16 protein-coding genes are annotated in these 19591 nt (G+C 55.1%); 7 read left to right on the top strand and 9 right to left on the bottom strand.

All coding sequences use genetic code 11. The features are described from left to right. Positions 1-42 precede the first annotated feature (42 nt). Positions 43-2211, top strand: a complete 2169-nt coding sequence (locus ACMV5I_RS08390) for a fimbria/pilus outer membrane usher protein (RefSeq protein ID WP_414824112.1) — start codon at positions 43-45, stop codon at positions 2209-2211. Here the strand turns inward: ACMV5I_RS08390 and ruvX are convergent. From ruvX to ACMV5I_RS08360, 6 genes are all read right to left on the bottom strand, one after another. Continuing rightward, a complete protein-coding gene (gene ruvX / locus ACMV5I_RS08385; RefSeq protein ID WP_021179674.1) occupies positions 2174-2596 on the bottom strand; it encodes a Holliday junction resolvase RuvX in 423 nt (140 codons plus the stop codon). The genes ACMV5I_RS08390 and ruvX overlap by 38 nt on opposite strands. Further along, positions 2596-3159, bottom strand: coding sequence for a YqgE/AlgH family protein (locus tag ACMV5I_RS08380; RefSeq protein ID WP_024484035.1), 564 nt, complete (start codon positions 3157-3159; stop codon positions 2596-2598). Before ACMV5I_RS08380 ends, ruvX begins: the two co-directional genes overlap by 1 nt. Positions 3160-3224: 65 nt before the next feature. Next, positions 3225-4175, bottom strand: a complete 951-nt coding sequence (gene gshB / locus ACMV5I_RS08375; protein ID WP_024484034.1) for a glutathione synthase — start codon at positions 4173-4175, stop codon at positions 3225-3227. A 33-nt stretch (positions 4176-4208) separates the two neighbouring features. Beyond that, positions 4209-4940, bottom strand: a complete 732-nt coding sequence (rsmE, locus tag ACMV5I_RS08370) for a 16S rRNA (uracil(1498)-N(3))-methyltransferase (RefSeq protein WP_024528354.1) — start codon at positions 4938-4940, stop codon at positions 4209-4211. A 67-nt stretch (positions 4941-5007) separates the two neighbouring features. Then, entirely contained in the window at positions 5008-5706 is a 699-nt protein-coding gene (gene endA, locus ACMV5I_RS08365; RefSeq protein ID WP_024484033.1) for a deoxyribonuclease I, read from the bottom strand. A gap of 114 nt (positions 5707-5820) precedes the next feature. After that, the gene (locus ACMV5I_RS08360) at positions 5821-6321 is read right to left on the bottom strand and encodes a SprT family zinc-dependent metalloprotease (RefSeq protein WP_021806282.1); all 501 of its coding nucleotides are present in this window, start codon (positions 6319-6321) and stop codon (positions 5821-5823) included. Positions 6322-6471: 150 nt separating this feature from the next. Between ACMV5I_RS08360 and ACMV5I_RS08355 the strand changes: the two genes are divergently transcribed. From ACMV5I_RS08355 to ACMV5I_RS08345, 3 genes are all read left to right on the top strand, one after another. Beyond that, complete coding sequence (locus tag ACMV5I_RS08355) at positions 6472-8433, top strand: peptidase U32 family protein (RefSeq protein ID WP_414824111.1); 1962 nt, start codon at positions 6472-6474, stop codon at positions 8431-8433. A 360-nt stretch (positions 8434-8793) separates the two neighbouring features. Continuing rightward, on the top strand, positions 8794-10440 hold the full coding sequence (gene fumA, locus ACMV5I_RS08350) for a class I fumarate hydratase FumA (protein WP_024484031.1): 1647 nt from the start codon (positions 8794-8796) through the stop codon (positions 10438-10440). Positions 10441-10600: 160 nt separating this feature from the next. Continuing rightward, complete coding sequence (locus ACMV5I_RS08345) at positions 10601-11491, top strand: helix-turn-helix domain-containing protein (RefSeq protein WP_024484030.1); 891 nt, start codon at positions 10601-10603, stop codon at positions 11489-11491. Positions 11492-11545: 54 nt separating this feature from the next. On the opposite strand, the gene ACMV5I_RS08340 is transcribed toward ACMV5I_RS08345, so the two are convergent. From ACMV5I_RS08340 to ACMV5I_RS08330, 3 genes are all read right to left on the bottom strand, one after another. Further along, positions 11546-12940: a sugar porter family MFS transporter gene (locus tag ACMV5I_RS08340; protein WP_202672131.1), complete on the bottom strand. Its 1395-nt coding sequence runs from the start codon at positions 12938-12940 to the stop codon at positions 11546-11548. A 260-nt stretch (positions 12941-13200) separates the two neighbouring features. Next, positions 13201-14175: an XdhC family protein gene (locus tag ACMV5I_RS08335; RefSeq protein ID WP_202672132.1), complete on the bottom strand. Its 975-nt coding sequence runs from the start codon at positions 14173-14175 to the stop codon at positions 13201-13203. Beyond that, positions 14175-14756 carry a nucleotidyltransferase family protein gene (locus ACMV5I_RS08330; protein WP_308871258.1) on the bottom strand — a complete coding sequence of 194 codons (582 nt, stop codon included), beginning with the start codon at positions 14754-14756 and terminating at the stop codon, positions 14175-14177. The genes ACMV5I_RS08335 and ACMV5I_RS08330 overlap by 1 nt, the downstream gene beginning before the upstream one ends. A gap of 256 nt (positions 14757-15012) precedes the next feature. Here ACMV5I_RS08330 and ACMV5I_RS08325 point away from each other — a divergent pair, with 256 nt between their 5' ends. Genes ACMV5I_RS08325 through ACMV5I_RS08315 form a run of 3 tightly spaced genes read left to right on the top strand, consistent with a single transcriptional unit; the run spans position 15013 to position 19591 of the window. Next, positions 15013-17802 carry a xanthine dehydrogenase family protein molybdopterin-binding subunit gene (locus tag ACMV5I_RS08325; RefSeq protein ID WP_261288073.1) on the top strand — a complete coding sequence of 930 codons (2790 nt, stop codon included), beginning with the start codon at positions 15013-15015 and terminating at the stop codon, positions 17800-17802. Then, positions 17799-18350 carry a (2Fe-2S)-binding protein gene (locus ACMV5I_RS08320; RefSeq protein WP_260513559.1) on the top strand — a complete coding sequence of 184 codons (552 nt, stop codon included), beginning with the start codon at positions 17799-17801 and terminating at the stop codon, positions 18348-18350. Before ACMV5I_RS08325 ends, ACMV5I_RS08320 begins: the two co-directional genes overlap by 4 nt. Further along, positions 18350-19591 (top strand): c-type cytochrome, encoded by a 1242-nt coding sequence (locus tag ACMV5I_RS08315; protein WP_414824110.1) that lies wholly within the window; start codon positions 18350-18352, stop codon positions 19589-19591. Before ACMV5I_RS08320 ends, ACMV5I_RS08315 begins: the two co-directional genes overlap by 1 nt.

The raw sequence follows: 19591 nt of genomic DNA, 5'->3' as shown, positions 1-19591 counted from the left end.
TTTTGTGTCGGATAAATATTGTGGTTTGCACTCAGGGAAAGAATGAAACCCACTTTTCATATTGCCATTATGTCGTTAGGCCTGTTGGTTAACGGTGCCAGGGCTGAAACAAATAACGTCTATCTCATTATTAACGATAACTTTAAGGGCGAGGTGGCCGTTAACCTGGGGCTGGATGGGCAGCCGTGTATTAATGCCCCATTGCTACGTGAGTGGGGGATACGTGATGCCGCGATAGTGATGGAAACGACCCCTGAAGGCTGTATTCTGCCCGACGTATTGAGTGCCCGAAAAATTGGGGTTTTCTATGAGCCGATAGCACAATTGCTGACGGTAGATATCCCGGCTGGCATGCTGGGTGACAGCAAGCTGGCAGGCCGCTGGGATGACGGCATCAATGCGGCATTTGTTAACTATCAGTTCAATTACGGCCATTATGCGGGCGAAAACTATCGCGATACGCAACGGCACGAAAGCCTGTATGCCGATATCACCACCGGGGTAAACGTGGGCCCTTGGCGGCTGCGTTATCAGCCCGTCTATCAGAAAGAGATCTGGGGTAATCCGACCTGGCACACCGAAAGGGCGCTAGCCTATCGGGATATCAAAGCCTGGCGCGCCACGCTGACCTTGGGCGACAGCGTGACGCCGTCAGTTTTGTTCGACAACGTCCGATTCCGTGGCATCAGCCTGGTATCGGATAGCCGAATGCTGCCGGATGGCCTGCGGCAGTTTTCACCTTGGGTACGCGGCTTCGCACGCAGTAATGCGGAGGTGAGGGTGCGCCAGAACGGTGAAATCATCTATCAGACGTTTGTTTCCCCGGGAGCATTCGTGTTGAAAGACGTCTATCCGCCCGCGCTCGAAGGGGATCTTACCGTCACAATACGCGAAAGCGACAGTACCGAAACCGAACGAAAAATCCCCTACTCCTCCATGCCCAACCTGGTTTATGCCGGTCAGTGGCGCTATGACGCCTCGGTGGGTAAATACCAACCTTATTACGGCATGGAAGAGGAACAGCCAGGCTTTGCCCAGGCCTCGGTCAGCTATGGGCTACCGGGAAAGGTCACGCTGTACGGTGGTTTCCAGGGGGCGGATATTTATCGCAGTGCGGCGGTCGGGATTGGTAAGAGCCTTAATCAGTGGGGAGCGATCTCGGCGGATTACACGTTTTCGTCTGCCCGTCAGCCAAGGCGTTCAGCGCCGGACACCGGCGGCATGGCGCGTATGCGTTACGCCAAGGCTTTCCCGGCCTGGGAGTCTTCCCTCAGCCTGATGGCGCAATATTATCCGCGGCAGCGCTATCGTACGTTTGGCACGGCGATAGATCAGCAGAGCACCTATTGGTGGGACTGGGAAGACGGCATTTTTGTCGGTGACTTTGACGAGGAAAAAAAGTATCGCCTGGAAGCGCGCTATAACCAGTATCTGTCCGATTCAGACAGCCTTTACCTGACGTTGGCTCGAGAGGCCACTCGGGGTAATCAAAGAGGCGAAACCAGCGTCGAGATGGGTTTCAGCGCCAGCCTGGGTAAGGTAGACGTTGCGCTGTATGCGGAATATAACCGCCCCTCGTATGGCAAAGAACAGGCGCAGTTGGGGCTTTCTGTCTCGCTGCCGTTGAACGCGCTCGGCGCACCACGTATGAAGCTGAACTATGATCATACGTTGGCTAACGATCGGACCGACAGCCGGCGGATAGGCGTCAGCGGTACGCTGCTTGACGACTATAGCCTGAGCTACAACGCCAGCACCAGTCAGAGCCAACGCAATGGCAGCAGCCAGGATCTGAGCGCCAATTATCAATATAACGCAGGTGACCTGCGGGTAGGCCATTCGCAAGGGGCAGGCTATCGCCAGCAGAATCTGGAGCTTGCTGGCAGCCTGATGGCGCATCAGGAAGGGCTCACGCTGGGGCAGACGTTAGGCGAAACCGTGGCCATCGTCAGCGTGCCGGGGACGCCGGGGATTGGCATCGATAATCAATATGGCGTCACCACCGACTGGCGGGGCTATGCGCTGATAGGCAATCTGACGCCGTACCGTATCAACAGTCTGACGCTGGACAGCCTTGAACTACCGGATACGCTTGAATTGCCTGAATCCGATCAGGAAGTGGTGCCTACCGCCGGTGCGATCATGTTCAGCCGCTTTGCTCCGGTACGGAAAATCAGCCCGGATGCTGCTCAAACCAGCTCTCCAGAATAACCACGGCGGAGGCAGAATCGACGCTGCCTTTATCCAATGCGCGGAATCCCCCATGGTCAAACAGATTGGCCCGTGCTTCAACGGTGCTCAGGCGCTCATCATGCAGGGCAATCTGCACGCCAAAGCGGCCATGCAGTCGGTTGGCAAATTTACGCGCTCGTTCGGTCAGCGGCTGTTCGGTGCCATCCATATTCAACGGTAAGCCAACCACAACCAGGTCTGGCTGCCATTCTTTCAGCAGGCGCTCGATCTTCTGCCAGTCAGGTACACCGTCCTGGGCTTTAAAGGCTGCCAGAGCTCGAGCGGTGCCAGTAATTTCCTGGCCGATCGCTGCGCCGATGCTTTTGGTCCCGAAGTCGAAGGCGATAATGGTGCGGTTAGTCATCAGGCGTGTCCTGCGTGGCTGGCAATGCTGCGAATATCGATGCCAAGGCGGTTGGCTGCTTCGCGCCAGCGGTTGGCGATCGGCGTGTGGAACAGAATGTCGGTGTCAGCCTCGGTGGTCAGCCAGGCATTCTCCAGTAGCTCTTGTTCCAACTGGCCCTTTTCCCAGCCCGCATAGCCAAGCGCCACCAGCACGTCAGCGGGTTGATCTGGCGTGCCAAGCGTTTCCAGCACGTCTTTTGAGGTGGTGATCATGGTGGCCGGTGAGATTTGAATGCTGGAACCAAAGCCTTTGCGTGGGGTATGCAGAATAAAGCCGCGATCGTCAGCCAGCGGGCCGCCGGCGAACACTGGCTTATCCAGGCTGATCGCCGGATCGCGCGGTGAAGGCTTGATGTCGAGTTTATCCAGCACCGTCTCCACGGTGAAATGTTCCACGGGCTTGTTGATCACTAATCCCATGGCTCCGTCGTCATTATGTTCGCAAACGTATATCACCGAACGTTTGAAGCGCGGATCTTGCATTGCGGGCATGGCAATCAGGAAATGGTGCTGTAAATTCATGGCGTTAATTCAATTCGGAAGTAAAATGCATGCCCTCTCCCAATGAGAGAGGGCGCGTCGTCGGCCTACTTCGCGGCCAGACGTTTTTCAATGGCGTCCATCAGCATGCCGGTGACGGAAACCGGGAATGCAGCTTCGATCTCACGGGCACAGGTTGGGCTGGTGACGTTGATCTCGGTAAGGCGATCGCCGATCACGTCCAGGCCAACAAAGATCAGCCCTTTCTCTTTTAGCGTTGGGGCAACTGCGCGGGCAATTTTCCAGTCGCTTTCGCTCAGCGGGCGCGCTTCACCACGGCCACCGGCGGCCAGGTTACCACGGGTTTCGCCTTGGGCAGGGATACGCGCCAGGCAGTATGGCACTGGCTCGCCATCCACCACCAGGATTCGTTTGTCCCCATCCTTGATGGCTGGCAGGAAGTTTTGCGCCATGCAGAAACGGCTGCCGTGTTCGGTCAGGGTTTCGATAATCACCGACAGGTTGGGATCGTCCTGCTTCACGCGGAAGATTGAAGCTCCGCCCATGCCGTCCAGCGGCTTGAGGATGATGTCACCGTGCTGCTGGTGGAATTTGCGAATATGGGCAGCGCTGCGGCTGACCAAGGTGTCTGGCGTCAGCTCCGGGAACCAGGCGGTGAACAGCTTTTCGTTACAGTCACGCAGGCTCTGTGGCTTGTTGACCACAAGCGTGCCTTTCACTTCGGCTCGTTCCAGGATGTAGGTTGCATAGATGTATTCAGTGTCGAACGGCGGATCTTTGCGCATCAGGATCACGTCCAGATCCTGCAACGCCAAATCCTGCTCGCTGCCAAAGCTGAACCAGCTCTCTTTATCTTCTTTCACGTTCAGCAGGCGCGTGCGGGCACGGCCATCACCGGCATGCAGATAGAGATCGTTCATCTCCATATAATGCAGTTCCCAGCCGCGGCGCTGCGCTTCGAGCAGCATGGCAAAGCTGGTGTCTTTTTTGATATTGATGGATGCGATAGGGTCCATCACGATGCCGAGCTTGATCATCTCTTCTCCTTACGAACCTGTGAAGACAGGTCCTTAGCCCAGGTCGCCGAAACGGACCTGCAAAGCGGTAATTGCGGTGAGCGCGGTGGTTTCTGTACGCAAAACGCGTGGCCCCAGCAGGATATCAGTAAATCCATAGTCTGTGGTCATGGCAATTTCTTCGGCGGATAATCCGCCCTCCGGCCCAATGAGCAGACGTACACTCACTACCGGCAGCGGCAGGGTATTGATACTTTGGCTGGCGCGTGGGTGCAGGTTCAGCTTGAGGCTATCGTCCTGCTCGGCGCACCAGTGTTCCAGAGTCATCGCTGGGCGGATCTCCGGAATGCGGTTGCGGCCGCATTGCTCGCAGGCCGCGATGGCGATTTTTTGCCACTGCTGGAGCTTTTTCTCCAGGCGCTCGCCGTCGAGTTTAACGCCGCAGCGCTCGGAAAATAGCGGAGTGATCACGTTCACCCCCAACTCGATGGATTTCTGGATGGTGAACTCCATCTTTTCGCCACGTGAGATCACCTGGCCAAGATGTAAGTTGAGCGGTGATTCGCGATCTTCCAGTTGCCCGGCATTGATCTGAACCAGCACGTTCTTTTTATCCACCCGGGTGATTTCTGCTTCAAACACCTGGTTGCTGCCATCGAACAGTTGCAGTGCCTGCCCGGCGCTCATCCGCAGCACGCGGCCGACATGATTGGCCGCATCCTCGCTCAATGCAATTTCTGCACTGGCGCTCAAGGGCTCTGGATGGTAAATGCGGGGTTTACGCATAATGATTGTCAGATCCTGGCTCAATGATACGGCGCTGCCGATGGCAGCGCGAAAGCACTATAGTAGGTCAGCCTTTTCGCTGCTGACAAGCCTGTTGAATATAAGGGTTGTGATTCCCTTGTACCATGGCGATGTGTGCTTCACGTCGGCATTCCCAAGTGTTGACCGGATACTGGCGGTTCCAGGCTTCAAACAGCTGGGTTTGCTGGCGTGAAAGCGGTAACTGGTAGCGATCGCGCATGTAGAAGTAGGTGCGGGCGATGGCGCCTCGCGCACGGGCCGGTGGCTCGGCCTGCTTGTTCTTGAAGTCTACCTTCATCTGGCACTGTCCGTATTGCCCTTCGCCACCCCGCCACTGGCTGTACATAAAGTTATTGCGGTCACCGTTGACTTCACCGATGGCAGGTTGCAGGTTGTGCAAGTCGATCTCTATCTGGCGATAAACCGGATCCTTGTTGCAGTTTTTACGCCCACCCTGCTGCCAGCACTGTAACTGATGGCCGAACTGCCAGGCCGGAACCACATGTTCCCACTCGATACGCTCGGCGCGTTGGGCATTTTTACGCACCTGATAGCCACAGCTACCGAGATCGGGAATACCTTTCTTACCTTGCCAGTCGATCTTGCAGCCACAATAAAAGCTGCCTGGGGCGTCCTGGTTGATTTTGGCGGCAGCAGCCTTGGCCTGGGTAAAGTTATTAATCCCCTTGGCTAGCGTGCCGCTGGAGGCCGTCAATACGACTAAAAATAAAATTTTGCGATGCATATTCCAAAACAGCTCAAAATTGGAAAGGCAGGCAGGGTAACGGAAGTCACCGACAGGTGCAAATAGAGATAATGGATTGTTTTAACTTATAAATATGATTGTTAACGGCTTTGACTAACCGGAAAATGTCAGCTTTTCACCACACTGGCGGCAGCGGTATTCGCTCTCGCCGCGCATCACCCGATTATGGCGGCGCAGGGTCAGCTGATGTTGCTGGCAATCGCAGCGGTAAGGGAAGGTTTTGCTTTGTACCGAGCGGGTCTCAAACTGGTGGGTACGGCTGGCGGGAACCTGCAATACGTTTTCCATCATCCAGCGCCATTCCCGGCCATGCGGCGGCACGCGGCCAAACTGGCGGAAGACCAGCAGATGAGCCAACTCATGGGGGACCACTTCGTCGATAAACGGCTGTTGGTTTTCCATCAGCAGCACCGGGTTGAGGCGGATTTCCCAGGCTTGCAGCCAGGCGGTGCCCGCGCTGGTGCCGCGTTGCTGATACAGGATCTTGGGCTCTGGGAACTCGACGGCAAAATGCTGCCGCGCCAGCTGCAACTTGTCTCGCAGGCAGCGCATTACCGCCTGTTGCAGCGCAATGGGGATTCTTACTCTGTTCATAGTGGCGCTAGCTTAAGCAATGATGCGGCGGCTGGCAACGGGGCAGTAAGGAAAAGTCTATGGGCTCTTAACTGTCACGCAAGGCTTGTATGTACGAGGCTTGTGTCTACAATAGCAGCGATTTTCCCCCTTACCCTAACGGCGATAACCATGCTTTTACCGAACCAGATTGAATTACTCAGCCCCGCCCGCGATGCAGGTATCGCCCGTGAAGCTATTTTGCACGGGGCCGATGCGATCTATATCGGTGGCCCAGGTTTCGGTGCCCGCCATAATGCTGGCAACAGCCTGAGCGATATCGCCGGACTGGTTGAATTTGCCCGCCGCTACCGGGCCAAAGTGTTCATCGCCCTCAACACCATTTTGCATGATAACGAGCTGGAGCCAGCACGCCGCTTGATCCATCAACTGTATGACACCGGAGTCGATGCGCTTATCGTGCAAGATATGGGGATCCTGGAGCTGGATATTCCACCCTTTGAGCTGCATGCCAGTACCCAGACCGACATCCGTAGCGTAGAGAAGGCTCGTTTCCTGTCCGATGCCGGTTTTTCCCAATTGGTGTTGGCACGTGAGCTGAATCTCACTCAGATAAAAGCTATCAGTGACAACGTTGACGCCGCCGTCGAGTTTTTCATCCATGGCGCGTTGTGCGTGGCCTTCTCCGGCCAGTGTAACATTTCCCACGCCCAGACCGGACGCAGTGCCAACCGTGGCGACTGTTCGCAGGCGTGCCGGCTTCCTTACACCCTGAAAGATGAGCAGGGGCGGGTAGTTGCGTATGAAAAGCATCTGCTGTCGATGAAAGACAACGATCAAAGCCGCAACCTGACGGCGTTGATCGACGCCGGTGTTCGCTCATTCAAGATTGAAGGGCGTTATAAGGATATGAGCTATGTGAAAAACATCACTGCGTACTATCGTCAGCACCTGGATGCCATTCTCAACGATCGTTCCGATCTGACGCCGGCATCGTCAGGCCGCACGGAACACTTTTTTATTCCGTCGCCGGATAAAACCTTCCACCGTGGCAGTACCGATTACTTCGTTAACCAACGCCAGATGGATATTGGTGCCTTTGACTCACCCAAGTTCATTGGCCTGCCTATAGGAGAGGTGCTAAAGGTGGGTAAAGATCATCTGGACGTAGAAGTGAAAGAATCGCTGACCAACGGTGATGGACTTAACGTGCTGATCAAGCGCGATATCGTCGGCTTCCGTGCTAATAAGGCGGATAAAATTGCTGAAGGGCGCTACCGGGTTTGGCCTAACGAAATGCCGGCAGGTCTGGATAAGCTGCGCCCAAGTCATCCACTTAATCGTAACCTCGATCACAACTGGCAACAGGCGCTGCTAAAAACCTCATCGGAACGCCGTATCGCTGTCGATGTTCTACTGACACAAAGCAGCGAAGGGGTGACGCTAACCCTGATCAGCGAAGAGGGCATCAGCGTCAGCCATACGCTGCAGGGCGAATTCGGCGCCGCCAACCAGCCGGAGAAAGCACTTGTTACACTGCGTGACGGACTGAGCAAACTGGGGCAAAGCCTTTATTACCCGCGTGACGTTCATATTGATCTGCCGATGGTTTGCTTCATACCCAACAGCCAGGTCAACCAACTGCGCCGCGATGCGGTGGAAGCGCTGGACGCCGCACGCCTGGCGGTAAACGAACGCGGCGACCGCAAACCGGTTTCCGTCCCGCCGCCGGTTTATCCGGATACGCACCTGACGTTTCTTGCCAATGTTTACAACCAGAAGGCGCGTAAGTTCTACCAGCGTTATGGTGTCACATTGATTGATGCCGCCTTCGAGGCGCACGAAGAAAAAGGGGATGTACCGGTAATGATCACCAAGCACTGCCTGCGCTTCGCCTTCAACCTCTGCCCTAAACAGGCCAAGGGTGTGCAGGGTGTGAAGGGGAGGGCATCGCCGATGCAGTTGGTACATCAGGGTGAGGTGTTGACGTTGAAGTTTGACTGCAAGCCATGTGAGATGCATGTGATTGGCAAGATCAAAAATCATATTTTGCGGATGCCAGTGCCGGGGAGTGTGGCAGGAGGGATCTCGGTAGAGGAGCTCAAGGCGACTCTACCGGGGAAGAAAAAATAGCCATATACCAGGTCATTGATGAAAACGGCTTGGTGTGGACATGAGGCAGCAAGGCAATTGTCGCAACGCTATTTTCCCACAATGATAAGCCGATCGACTCACACAGATTGTAATCATTGTGTTAACTGCGGGATAATAATCCGTGCATGATGAGTCTGTACCCGCAGTTCTCACCGGATGAGGTCAGAAAAACATCGCCAGCGTTAAGTCCTTACGTTAATAGAGGTTATTTTGCGATTTGGCGCAATAACTGACTACCTAAAAATACGTAAGGTGTGGGGAGTTTTTTTGACGCAGCGCGCCCCGAGCACGCTGGGTAAGTGTGAATTTAACGCAGCTGATGTTGCAAGTGAGAGATCAATGTCGAATAAACCGTTCCATTATCAAGATCCGTTCCCGCTGAAGAAAGACGATACCGAATACTATCTGCTAAGCCGTGACCATGTTTCCGTCGGCGAATTTGCCGGCCAGGAAGTCCTCAAGGTTGACCCGCAAGCCCTGACCCTGCTCGCCCAGCACGCTTTCCACGACGCCTCGTTCATGCTGCGCCCTGCGCACCAGCAGCAGGTGGCGGATATCCTTAACGACCCCGATGCCAGTGAGAACGACAAGTACGTTGCGCTGCAATTTTTGCGTAACTCAGAAATCGCCGCCAAGGGTATTTTGCCAACCTGCCAGGATACCGGCACGGCGATCATCATGGGTAAAAAGGGCCAGCGCGTCTGGACCGGTGGCGGGGACGAAGAAGCCCTGTCGCGTGGGGTGTACAACACCTTTATCGAAGACAACCTGCGCTATTCGCAAAACGCCGCGCTGGATATGTACCAGGAGGTCAATACCGGCAGCAACCTGCCTGCGCAGATCGATCTCTACAGCGTGGATGGTGACGAGTATAAATTCCTGTGCATCGCCAAGGGCGGTGGTTCGGCCAACAAAACCTACCTGTATCAGGAAACCAAGGCGCTGCTGTCCCCAGGTAAGTTGAAAGACTATCTGGTCGACAAGATGCGTACTCTGGGCACCGCGGCCTGCCCACCGTATCACGTGGCCTTTGTGATTGGCGGCACTTCGGCGGAAGCCACGCTGAAGACCGTGAAGCTGGCTTCAACCAAATACTATGATGCGCTGCCAACCGAAGGCAACGAACACGGTCAGGCGTTCCGCGATGTGGCGCTGGAAGAGGAACTGCTGAAAGAAGCCCAGAATTTGGGCCTGGGTGCACAGTTTGGCGGCAAATACTTTGCCCACGACGTGCGCGTAGTGCGTTTGCCACGCCACGGCGCTTCTTGCCCGGTGGGGATGGGGGTTTCCTGCTCCGCCGACCGGAATATCAAAGGCAAGATCAACCGTGAGGGGATCTGGCTGGAGAAACTGGAGCATAACCCAGGTAAATTTATTCCACAGGAACTGCGCCGCGCGGGTGAAGGGGAAGCGATCAAGGTGGATCTGAACCGCCCAATGGCTGATATCCTCAAGCAGCTGTCACAGTATCCGGTGTCTACCCGCCTTTCCCTGAGCGGCACCATCATCGTTGGGCGTGATATTGCCCACGCCAAGCTGAAAGAGCGCCTGGATCGTGGCGAAGGTTTACCGCAGTACGTGAAAGATCACCCGATCTACTACGCGGGCCCGGCCAAAACGCCAGAAGGCTATGCTTCAGGTTCTCTGGGGCCAACTACGGCAGGGCGCATGGACTCCTATGTCGATCTGTTGCAGTCACACGGCGGCAGCATGATCATGCTGGCCAAAGGTAACCGCAGCCAGCAGGTGACGGATGCCTGCCACAAGCACGGCGGATTCTATCTTGGCAGCATTGGTGGCCCGGCGGCGGTGCTGGCACAGCAGAGCATCAAGAGCCTTGAGTGCGTGGAATATCCTGAACTGGGTATGGAAGCGATCTGGAAAATCGAAGTGGAAGATTTCCCGGCCTTTATTCTGGTAGATGACAAAGGTAATGATTTCTTCCAGAAGATCCAGGAATCTCAATGTACGCGCTGTGTGAAGTAATCTGATTGATAGCCGCCCCCGGTGGGCGGCTTGTACTTTGAGTAACAAGCTGCGATGTTTGTGATGAATTCGTCAGCCTTTGTAAAATAGTGTCGTCGCTTTGGACGCTCTAAATAAATCTGTATACCATTGCCGTGGACAATTTTGGCTAGGAAAAGTAATGGTGACGCAGGAAACACATATCAAAGAATTACTGGTCTGGATAGAAAATAACCTACGCAATCCACTATCCCTGGATATTGTTTGCGAGAAATCCGGCTACTCCAAATGGTATCTGCAGCGCATGTTCCGCCAGCAGACCAACCTGCCCCTTGCTGCTTATATCCGTGCCCGTCGCCTCTATCTGGCGGCCTTCTCATTACGCTTTACGCAGAAAAGCATTCTGGATATTTCGTTGGAGTATCAGTTCGATTCCCAACAGACATTCTCACGCTGTTTCAAAAAACATTTCTCTGTCACACCTAGCGCCTACCGTAAGGCCCAGAATTGTGACTTCAGCCATCTGGTGCAATCGCTGTCGCTGAATCAACCCAGCGATATCTCTATTGACTATGTTGAGGTTAAACCAGACAGCTACTCGCTGGTCGGTCAGTATTATTCTTATCACATCGATATTGAACAGTTGGGCGAATCCCACGCGACAATTCGTGATGGAATAAAGGATCGTTTTTGTGATGAGTTTAAATTAAATCCAGACAAACTTTATGCGCTAACCAATTTTACGCCCGATGGTGAGCGGGTGAAGGTCGACTATTTTGTGGCGGTAGATAAAACCATCGCCAAAGGTAAATCGTTGCTGGAACTACCGGAAATCAGCGGCGGTTATTGCCGCTTTCGCTATGCTGGCAAGCCAGTGGCCCTTCACGAGTATATCGCCAGCGTTTATACCAAACTTCTGCCGCAGTTTAATCTGGTACGCCGGGAAGGGTACGATATCGCGCAGCATAGCTACTCGCTCGATGGCGACGAAGAGCTGTACCTGGAATATGAGTATCTAATCCCGATAGTGCCAGACAAAGCCTTCGCAGAGAAAACCAGTCCGCGCTCCTGATTGCCATTGCGGATGTAAATACCGCCCGAAATGGGCGGTAATCAAAGACCTCGATCAGTGTGAACCAATCTCCCGTAGCGGTTTCCCAGCCATCAAATTTCGCTCGATATGTTCCAGAGAGATATTTTTGGTTTCAGGTATCAGAGCAATGGTAATGAAGATAAATACCAGGTTCAGCCCGGCATAGATCCAGAAGGTATGCGCGCTGCCCAGGGTGTTGAGCATAGTCAGGAAGGTGGCCCCCACGATCATGTTGGCGATCCAGTTTACCGTCGTTGAGCAGGTGATACCGAAATCACGGCCTTTAAGCGGTTGGATCTCTGAACACAATACCCAAATCAGCGGGCCGGCACTCATGGCAAAACCGACAATAAACATCAGCAACATCAGTATCGCGAAGTATTGAGCCGCAGGCGTATCCATGCCGATATTCATCATGGTACCCAATGTCCCCATGCCGATGGCCATCACCAGGAAGCCCAGCTTCAGCGTAGGTTTACGGCCCCAACGATCCACTAGGCCGATAGCAATAAAGGTTGCCAACACGTTCACTAACCCGACGATCACCGTTCCCCACATTTGTTGCGCTGTACTGGCAAAACCGGCCAGATCGAAAATTTTCGGCGCGTAATACATGATGACATTCATGCCGGTGAACTGCTGCATGACCTGAAGCAATACGCCAAGATAGACCGCACGACGGAAATTCTTGTTGTCTTTGAACAGTGCCCAACCGCTTTGCTTTATTTTCAGGCTTTCACGGATCTCATCCAGTTCGGCTTTCGCCTGTTCAGTCGTATCTCGCAGCATTTCCAGCACTTTCCTGGCTTCTGCATCACGGCCACGTGACGCTAACCAGCGAGGGCTGCGGGGCAGGAAGAACACGCCAACGAACAGCAACAAAGCCGGAAGGGTGATGATACCCAGCATCCAGCGCCATGAACCGCTGTAGCTGAAAGCCGTATCGGACAGATAAGCCCCCAGGATCCCTATCGTAATCATTAACTGGTACATGGAAATCATGCTACCGCGAATGCGCTCAGGCGCGATTTCAGAAAGGTACAATGGGGCAGTGAAGGATGCGATACCTACTGCCAGGCCGAGCAGAACGCGGGAAATCAGCAGCACATCGTTGTTGGGGGCGAAAGCAGAGCAAAGCGAGCCAATGACAAACAGCACGGCGCCAATCATCAGGCTGTATTTGCGCCCCAGCCGGTAAGAGAGCCAGCCACTGCCGATAGCGCCAACCGCTGCGCCGAACATCATTGAGCTCACCACCCATTCTTGTTGCTGGGAAGTGATTTGGAACTCATGAGCAATAAAAGGTAATGCTCCGGCAATCACGCCGATATCCAGTCCAAACAATAAGCCTGCCAGTGCTGCCAGAAAACAGACAAAGAAGGTCATTTGGGCATTCGATCTGCCTTTACTTGTTGATGATGTACTCATAACGGCCTCAGTTAACCAGATAGGTGATTCGTTAGTAGGCTATGTTATTTGTCTGGGTGATGATTTAACGTGCTATCGATCACATTTGGTGTAATCGGTTACACTTAGAGTGTTTATGGTTTGTCATTTAACATCATGAATATGAGATGTTAAAACAATGGTTAAGATGGGGTTGGTGATTTTTGATGTCAATTTGTGTAATCGCTTTCATTTTTGACCGGACAATGATTTGCCATAGCAGGAGGAATCGCGTCAGGTATTCAACTGGGTTGGCGGTGTTGGTTCTTCTGCTGCACGATATCGGCCATCACGGCCAGAGCGATCTCCGCCGGGGTTTTACTGCCAAGCGGCAGGCCGATCGGCGCATGGATACGGCCGAGTTCCTGTGGGCTGAATTCGGCGATCTGTTGCAGCCGTTGGCGGCGGCGATCGCTGTTCCGTTGGGAACCCATCGCACCGATGTAAAATGCCGGGGTGTGGATCGCCTCCATCAGGGTTAAGTCATCCATGCGCGGATCGTGGGTCAGCGCCACAATTGCGGTGTTGGCGTGGCAACCGCCTTCCTCAATGAATTTGGCCGGGAACTGGCGCAGCAGGGTGATATGCGGTTTGAGCTGCGTAGCGAAGTTCTCCAGAGCTTCCGGACGGCTTTCGCATACCAGCACTTCAAAGCCGAGTGCGCTGGCAAAGTCGGCGCAATACAGCGCCACGCTGGAAAGCCCGGCAATCAGCAACCGAGGAGCGGCGGCGATGTGTAACTGGATCTCCTGTTGGTTGCGCACGACCTGGGTGGCGCTGGCAAAGCTGGTGGTTTCCAGCGCGCTACAGGCATTGGGCAAGGTCAGGTGTTTGACCAGGGCATGATGGCCGGCCAACGCCTCGGCGATATTGCGCAAGTAGCTAATGCTGGCAGGGCCCGCGGGCAGATGCTCGATCAATACGTCCAGCACGCCACCACAGGGCAGCGCCACGCTGGGAGTTAGCCCGCCAGCACCGTAGCGGATCACCTGGCTGGCGGCTTGATATTCCCCCTCTGCCAGACGGCGTAAAAAGTCCTCTTCCACGCAGCCACCGGACAACGATCCACAATAGTGTCCGTCGCGGGTAGCCACCATCAACGCGCCAGGAGAACGTGGTGATGAGCCATAAGTGTTCAATACGGTACACAGCCATACCGGCTGTTGTTCCAGCCAGTTGATTGCCTGGCCAACTACGGTGATATCAAGGTGTTGCATTAATTAATGGACTCATTCGCTACTAGCTGGGAAGGGAGATCGATATCTTGCACGATGCCCGGTTGGTCGAGATGGAGTAGGTAAACCTCCCCGTGACTGCGTAGCAGCTCTCGCGCACCATTATCGCCATGCAATGCACACAGTTGTTTGCGCAAAATGGCGGTGAACCCCACTGGATGGCCGGGTTGGTGCTGGAAACTGGGGCGAACGATGTTGTGTTGGCTCAGCGCTGCTGCTACCTGCACAAAGATCTGCGGCGAGACAAAAGGCATATCTGCTAAATGGATCAACCAGCCGTTCCAGTTTTCGGTTGCGGCAACGCCAGCGGCAATAGATTCACCCAGCCCACCGCTGGCCAGTACGGTGCAGGGAACCTGATATGCGGCACAAACCTGTTGCACCGGCAGGTTTTCTGGCCGGGTGACGACCTGCACCGGTAAACCGGAGGCTAGCGCCTGTTGCAGCGTATGTTCGAACACCGTCTTGCCCTGTAATAGGGCGTTAAGCTTGTTGCCACTGCCACCGGCCTGAATAAAACGCTCACCCCGCCCGGCGGCGGTAATCACGATACCTGTCGTCATCTCTTTTGCCCGCGTTTGCGCAAATCAGCCACACTATAGATGCATTACATGTTTCCAAGTGTTTCATTTTATGAAAACAAAATGTTAATACTCACATAATTTTGGTTATAAGCTTATGATTATAACGTCTTCGGCAAGGTTACTAGCGGTTGCGCAACAAAACCGATAAAAAACGACTTACCTCCAGCCTTCGGGTTAAGGCGCTAATGCCTACATCTAGATGTTAGGGGGTAGATAAGAACGTAAAGGATATTTTATGAGCAATTTCAACCCGTCACGACGCCGTTTTATCAAGGGTGCCGTGATAGCGGGGGTGTCAGTCTACCTCGCGCCTCTTTACAGCCGCGCTTATGCCGCGCTGTTTGAGCAGAAGATCCTGCAATCGCCCAACTGGGATGCGCAGACTAAACGCATTCGCTACCGTATCGATGGCCGCTCCAAGGTCATGGGCCAGAAAGTGTTTGCCCGCGATATTCGTGCCGTTGATATGCCGCACTGGCCGCAGCAGCAGGCTCATGCCTTTATTCTGCGCGCCACCAAAGCCGATCGTCTGTTTACCGGTATCGATCTCTCCTTGCTGGGTGACGATCTGCAACCGGATCGGATAGTGACGGCGGAAGATCTTGAGCGTGATGGTTTGGCCTTCCCGGCGTTTTATGGCGATGACATGCTGCTGCCCACAGGGAAAACCCCAGCCTATCTCGGCCATGCGGTGGCAATCCTGATCTATCATGATTTTGCTCGTTTCCGCTTTGCCAAAGACAAGCTGAAATTCCACGACGAAGTGATCCAGTATGGTACTGAAACCGGCCCGTTACAGCGCGATCCATGGGGCAGCTTCCGCTACGTGCGCGTCGGGGGCGAAAAGCCATTCGATGACGATCGCTTCTCCAGCCTGAAAGATACTCCTATCTTCCCACTTTCGATGCGCAGACATCTGCCGGTGTGGCCGGAAGGGCGTGAGGGCGGCAAGCTGGATCAGGAAGGCATGTATTACGCCGGGATGATTGCCGACCAACTGCAAACCCCACCGCAGGACTGGTTGGTAATGTCACGCCGCTATACCACGCAATCCGTTGATACTTCGGCCCTGGAGCCGGACAACGCCAATGGCTGGTTTGATACCGCCAGCCAGACCCTGCATCTGGTGATCCCGACCCAGTCCCCGCAGGAGGTGGCAGACGAAATGCCACGCATGTTGGCCAAACGTCATCAGCCGGTCAAACAGCTGATCCTGCACCCTTGTTACACCGTGGGCTATGGCTCGAAAGATCACTATAACTTCCCATATTACGGTGCGGTTGCCGCGTTGTACGGTGACGGGCTACCGGTGCGGCTGGCTAATGACCGCTATGAGCAGTTCCAGACCTCGATCAAGCGCCATGCCTTCGATATGGATTACCGTATTGCGGTAGACAAGCAGACCGGCGTATTGCAGGCCTTCCAAGGGGCGATGACCGCCGACGGTGGTGGGCGCTGTAACTTTACGCCATCGGTGGTGATGGTTGGCGCTACGGCGGCCCAGTCGATTTACTACTTCCCGAAAAGCGATCTTTCCTCGGTCGGGCTGGCCTCTCGTGCCATCGATGCGGGTTCCGCACGCGGTTACGGCACGTTGCAAAGCATGGCCGCCACCGAGATGATGATGGACGAATTGGCACAGGAGCTGAAGCTCGACCCGATCGAGTTTCGTTTGCGCAACGTGCTCAAGTCCGGCATGAAAAATACCCAGGGGGCGATCCCGGCAGGGGCTATTCGCGCCGATGAAGTGCTGGTGAAAGCCTCACAGCATGAGATGTGGCGCAAACGCGCCGAACGCAAGGTGGAGTTTGAGAGCCAGAATCCCGGCAAACGCTATGGCGTAGGCTTTGGCTGTGTGCAGAAAGACTTTGGCACCGGGGCTGAAACCTCTTTTGCTCGCGTGGAGTTCAGCGAGGACGGGCGTATCTCGCTGTTTCACAGCGGGGCCGAAATGGGCACCGGCATGTCAACGTCGCAGTCGGTGCTATGTGCGCAATGGCTGGGTAAACCGGCGGATGAGGCTCATTTCTCGGTGACTGATTGGGCGCTGTTACCGATGGTGACCAGCGGCGATCCCTACACGATGTCGCAGGATGAGCAGGACAAGCTGCAAACCAATCCGAACTGGACGCCAAGCTACTGTTCACCTTCCAGCGCCAGTAACTCCGCTTACTATTTCTCGCACAGCACGCGTGAAGCGGCCCGGTTGGTGTTTGAACAAGGGCTGTGGCCTGCCGCGCTGTCTATCTGGCAGTCTGGCATTGGTGGTGGCCAGGCGGCACCGCTGGTGGTGCGTAAAGAAGATGCTCGCTGGGTCGAAGGTGGCCTGACGGCGGCCGGTATGCAGATATTGCCGTTTGAGCTGTTGGCTAAGAAAGCCTATCAGATGGGCAACCTGACTGGCGCAGTCGTGCACGTCTTCAACCGCTGGCAGTGGGCGGAAGCAGACTTCAAGCTGAATAATCACAGCGAGCGCCTGCCTGTAGACGGTTTGTCGGTCCGCATTGGTAACGGTGAATTCAGCACTCTGGCACGTGAGCAGGTTTATTACCCGCCAACCCAGCGTAACAACGCGGCTGTGACCTATTACAGCGCCGTGGGTACGTTGACGGAAATAGCGGTAGATATCGCTACCGGCAAGGTTGAACTGCTGAATCATCATTCGATTATGGAGTGTGGCAACCTGATCGTGCCTGAGCTGGTTTCTGGCCAGTTGCAGGGCGGTTTGGCGATGGGTATTGGCCATGCGCTGCATGAGTATTTACCGCTGTACGAAGATGGGCCAGGTAACGGTACCTGGAACTTTAACCGTTACCATTTGCCGCGCGCCAGCGATGTGGCGGTCTGGAAACAGACCGGTGACATCCTGCCTGCGCTGTCGGAAACCGATCCGCCGAAAGGGATGGCGGAAGTCGTCATGATCCCAGTGGTCGCCGCATTGGTTAACGCCATTGCCCACGCCACCGGTCATCGTTTCCGTGATTTGCCCGTCCGTGCCGAAAATATTCTTGAGGTGTTACCATGAGCATTAAAACCCAACCCATTACCCTGACCGTTAACGGCAAACAATATGGCCCCGTCGAGGTACCGGAAGGGCTGATGATGATCGATTTTCTGCATGAATATCTCGATCTGACCGGCTCGCGTCTCGGCTGCGGGCAGGGCATCTGCCACGCCTGCGTGGCGATCCTCGACCATCCAAGCGGCACCAGCGAAGAAATCCGTACCTGTATCACCGGCGCTCACTTTTTCAATGGCAAACAGGTACGCACCATCGAAGGCGTTGCGCAGGTGGATAATCAGGGCGAAGTGGTTGAACTCTCGCCGATCCAGCAGTCGTTCCTCGATCATTACAGCTTCCAGTGCGGCTATTGCACGCCGGGCTTTGTCAATGCGGCCACCATCTTTGTCGAGAAGCTCAAGCGCGAGCCAATTCCGCGCGATCAGTTGGAAGGCGCGATTGAGCAGGCGTTGGAAAACCATATCTGCCGTTGCACCGGCTATGTCCGTTATTACGAAGCGGTGCGTGACGTAGTGTTGAAAACCCCTGGCCTGCTGAAGGAGACGGCGTAATGAAAAAACGTCTCGCATTGCTGATTGTGCTGATTGCGGCGATTGTCATCGCCGTGCTGTGGTGGCGAGAAAACCGCAGCTACGACGGCCCAGTCCAGCAGGTTACCTCCAGCAACGAACAGATTGCCCGTGGGCGTTACCTGACGCAGGCTGCCGACTGCGCTGCTTGCCATACTGCAGCTGGTGGAGCACCGCTGGCGGGAGGCTATCCGCTGGATACCCCGTTCGGCACCATTTATGGCAGCAACCTGACGCCTTCTGCCGATCAGGGAATTGGCCGTTGGACCAAGGATGACTTCTTCCAGGCGTTGACGCAGGGAGTTGCTCCGGGTGGTCGCCATCTGTACCCGGCGATGCCTTATACCTCCTACAAAGGCATTTCGCGTGAGGATGCGGATGCTATTTATGCCTATCTGATGTCGCGCCCGGCGGTGGACGTAGCCATTCCAGCCAACGATATGCCGTTCCCGTTCAACCAGCGGATGGCGCTGATCGGTTGGAATTTGTTGTTCCGCAACAGCGATCCGTTACCGGCCAGCTCGCAGGGGAGCTCCGCCGAATGGCAGCGTGGCCGTTACCTGTCTGACGTGCTTGGGCACTGTGGCGAATGTCATACGCCACGGGGCATGCTGGGGCAGATGGAAGTGAACAAGCCGATGCAGGGCGGCGATCTGGGGCGCTTTATTGCACCGGATATCACGCCACAGGCTTTGGCACAGCGCGGCTGGACGCCAGAGGATCTGAGCCGTTTCCTCAGCACCGGGTTAGCGCCGCAGGGCTCGGCGTTTAGCGAAATGCACATGGTGGTCGATCTCAGCACTCGTCATTTGACGCCGGAAGATCATCGGGCGTTGGTGACCTACCTGATGGGCGACAAGCCACCGCAGCCGGTGGCTGCTAAAATCGGGCAGGGCAGCGATGCCGGGCGTATCACCTATCTCGATCAGTGCTCCGCCTGCCATGAGCGTGATGGTGCAGGTATACCGCATGTGGCGGTGGCGATGCGTGATAATGCCACGCTGCGCCAACCGGACGGCAAGAACCTGATCGTGTCGGTGCTGGATGGGCTACCAGCCCAGCAATTCCCCGGTAATGAAAGTATGCAGAGCATGCCGGGCTTTGCCGATCGTCTGGATGATGCGCAAATTGCCGAGCTGGTGAATTACCTGCGTGTCACCTGGGGCGGGCTGCCGGCGGATATCACCGCCGAGCAGGTGAAGGCACTGCGCAACGCCCATTAA

The organism is Serratia sp. T13T92 (assembly GCF_047530105.1).
Classification (GTDB): Bacteria; Pseudomonadota; Gammaproteobacteria; order Enterobacterales; family Enterobacteriaceae; genus Chania; species Chania fonticola.
This window is presented reverse-complemented; position numbering and strand designations above follow the sequence as displayed.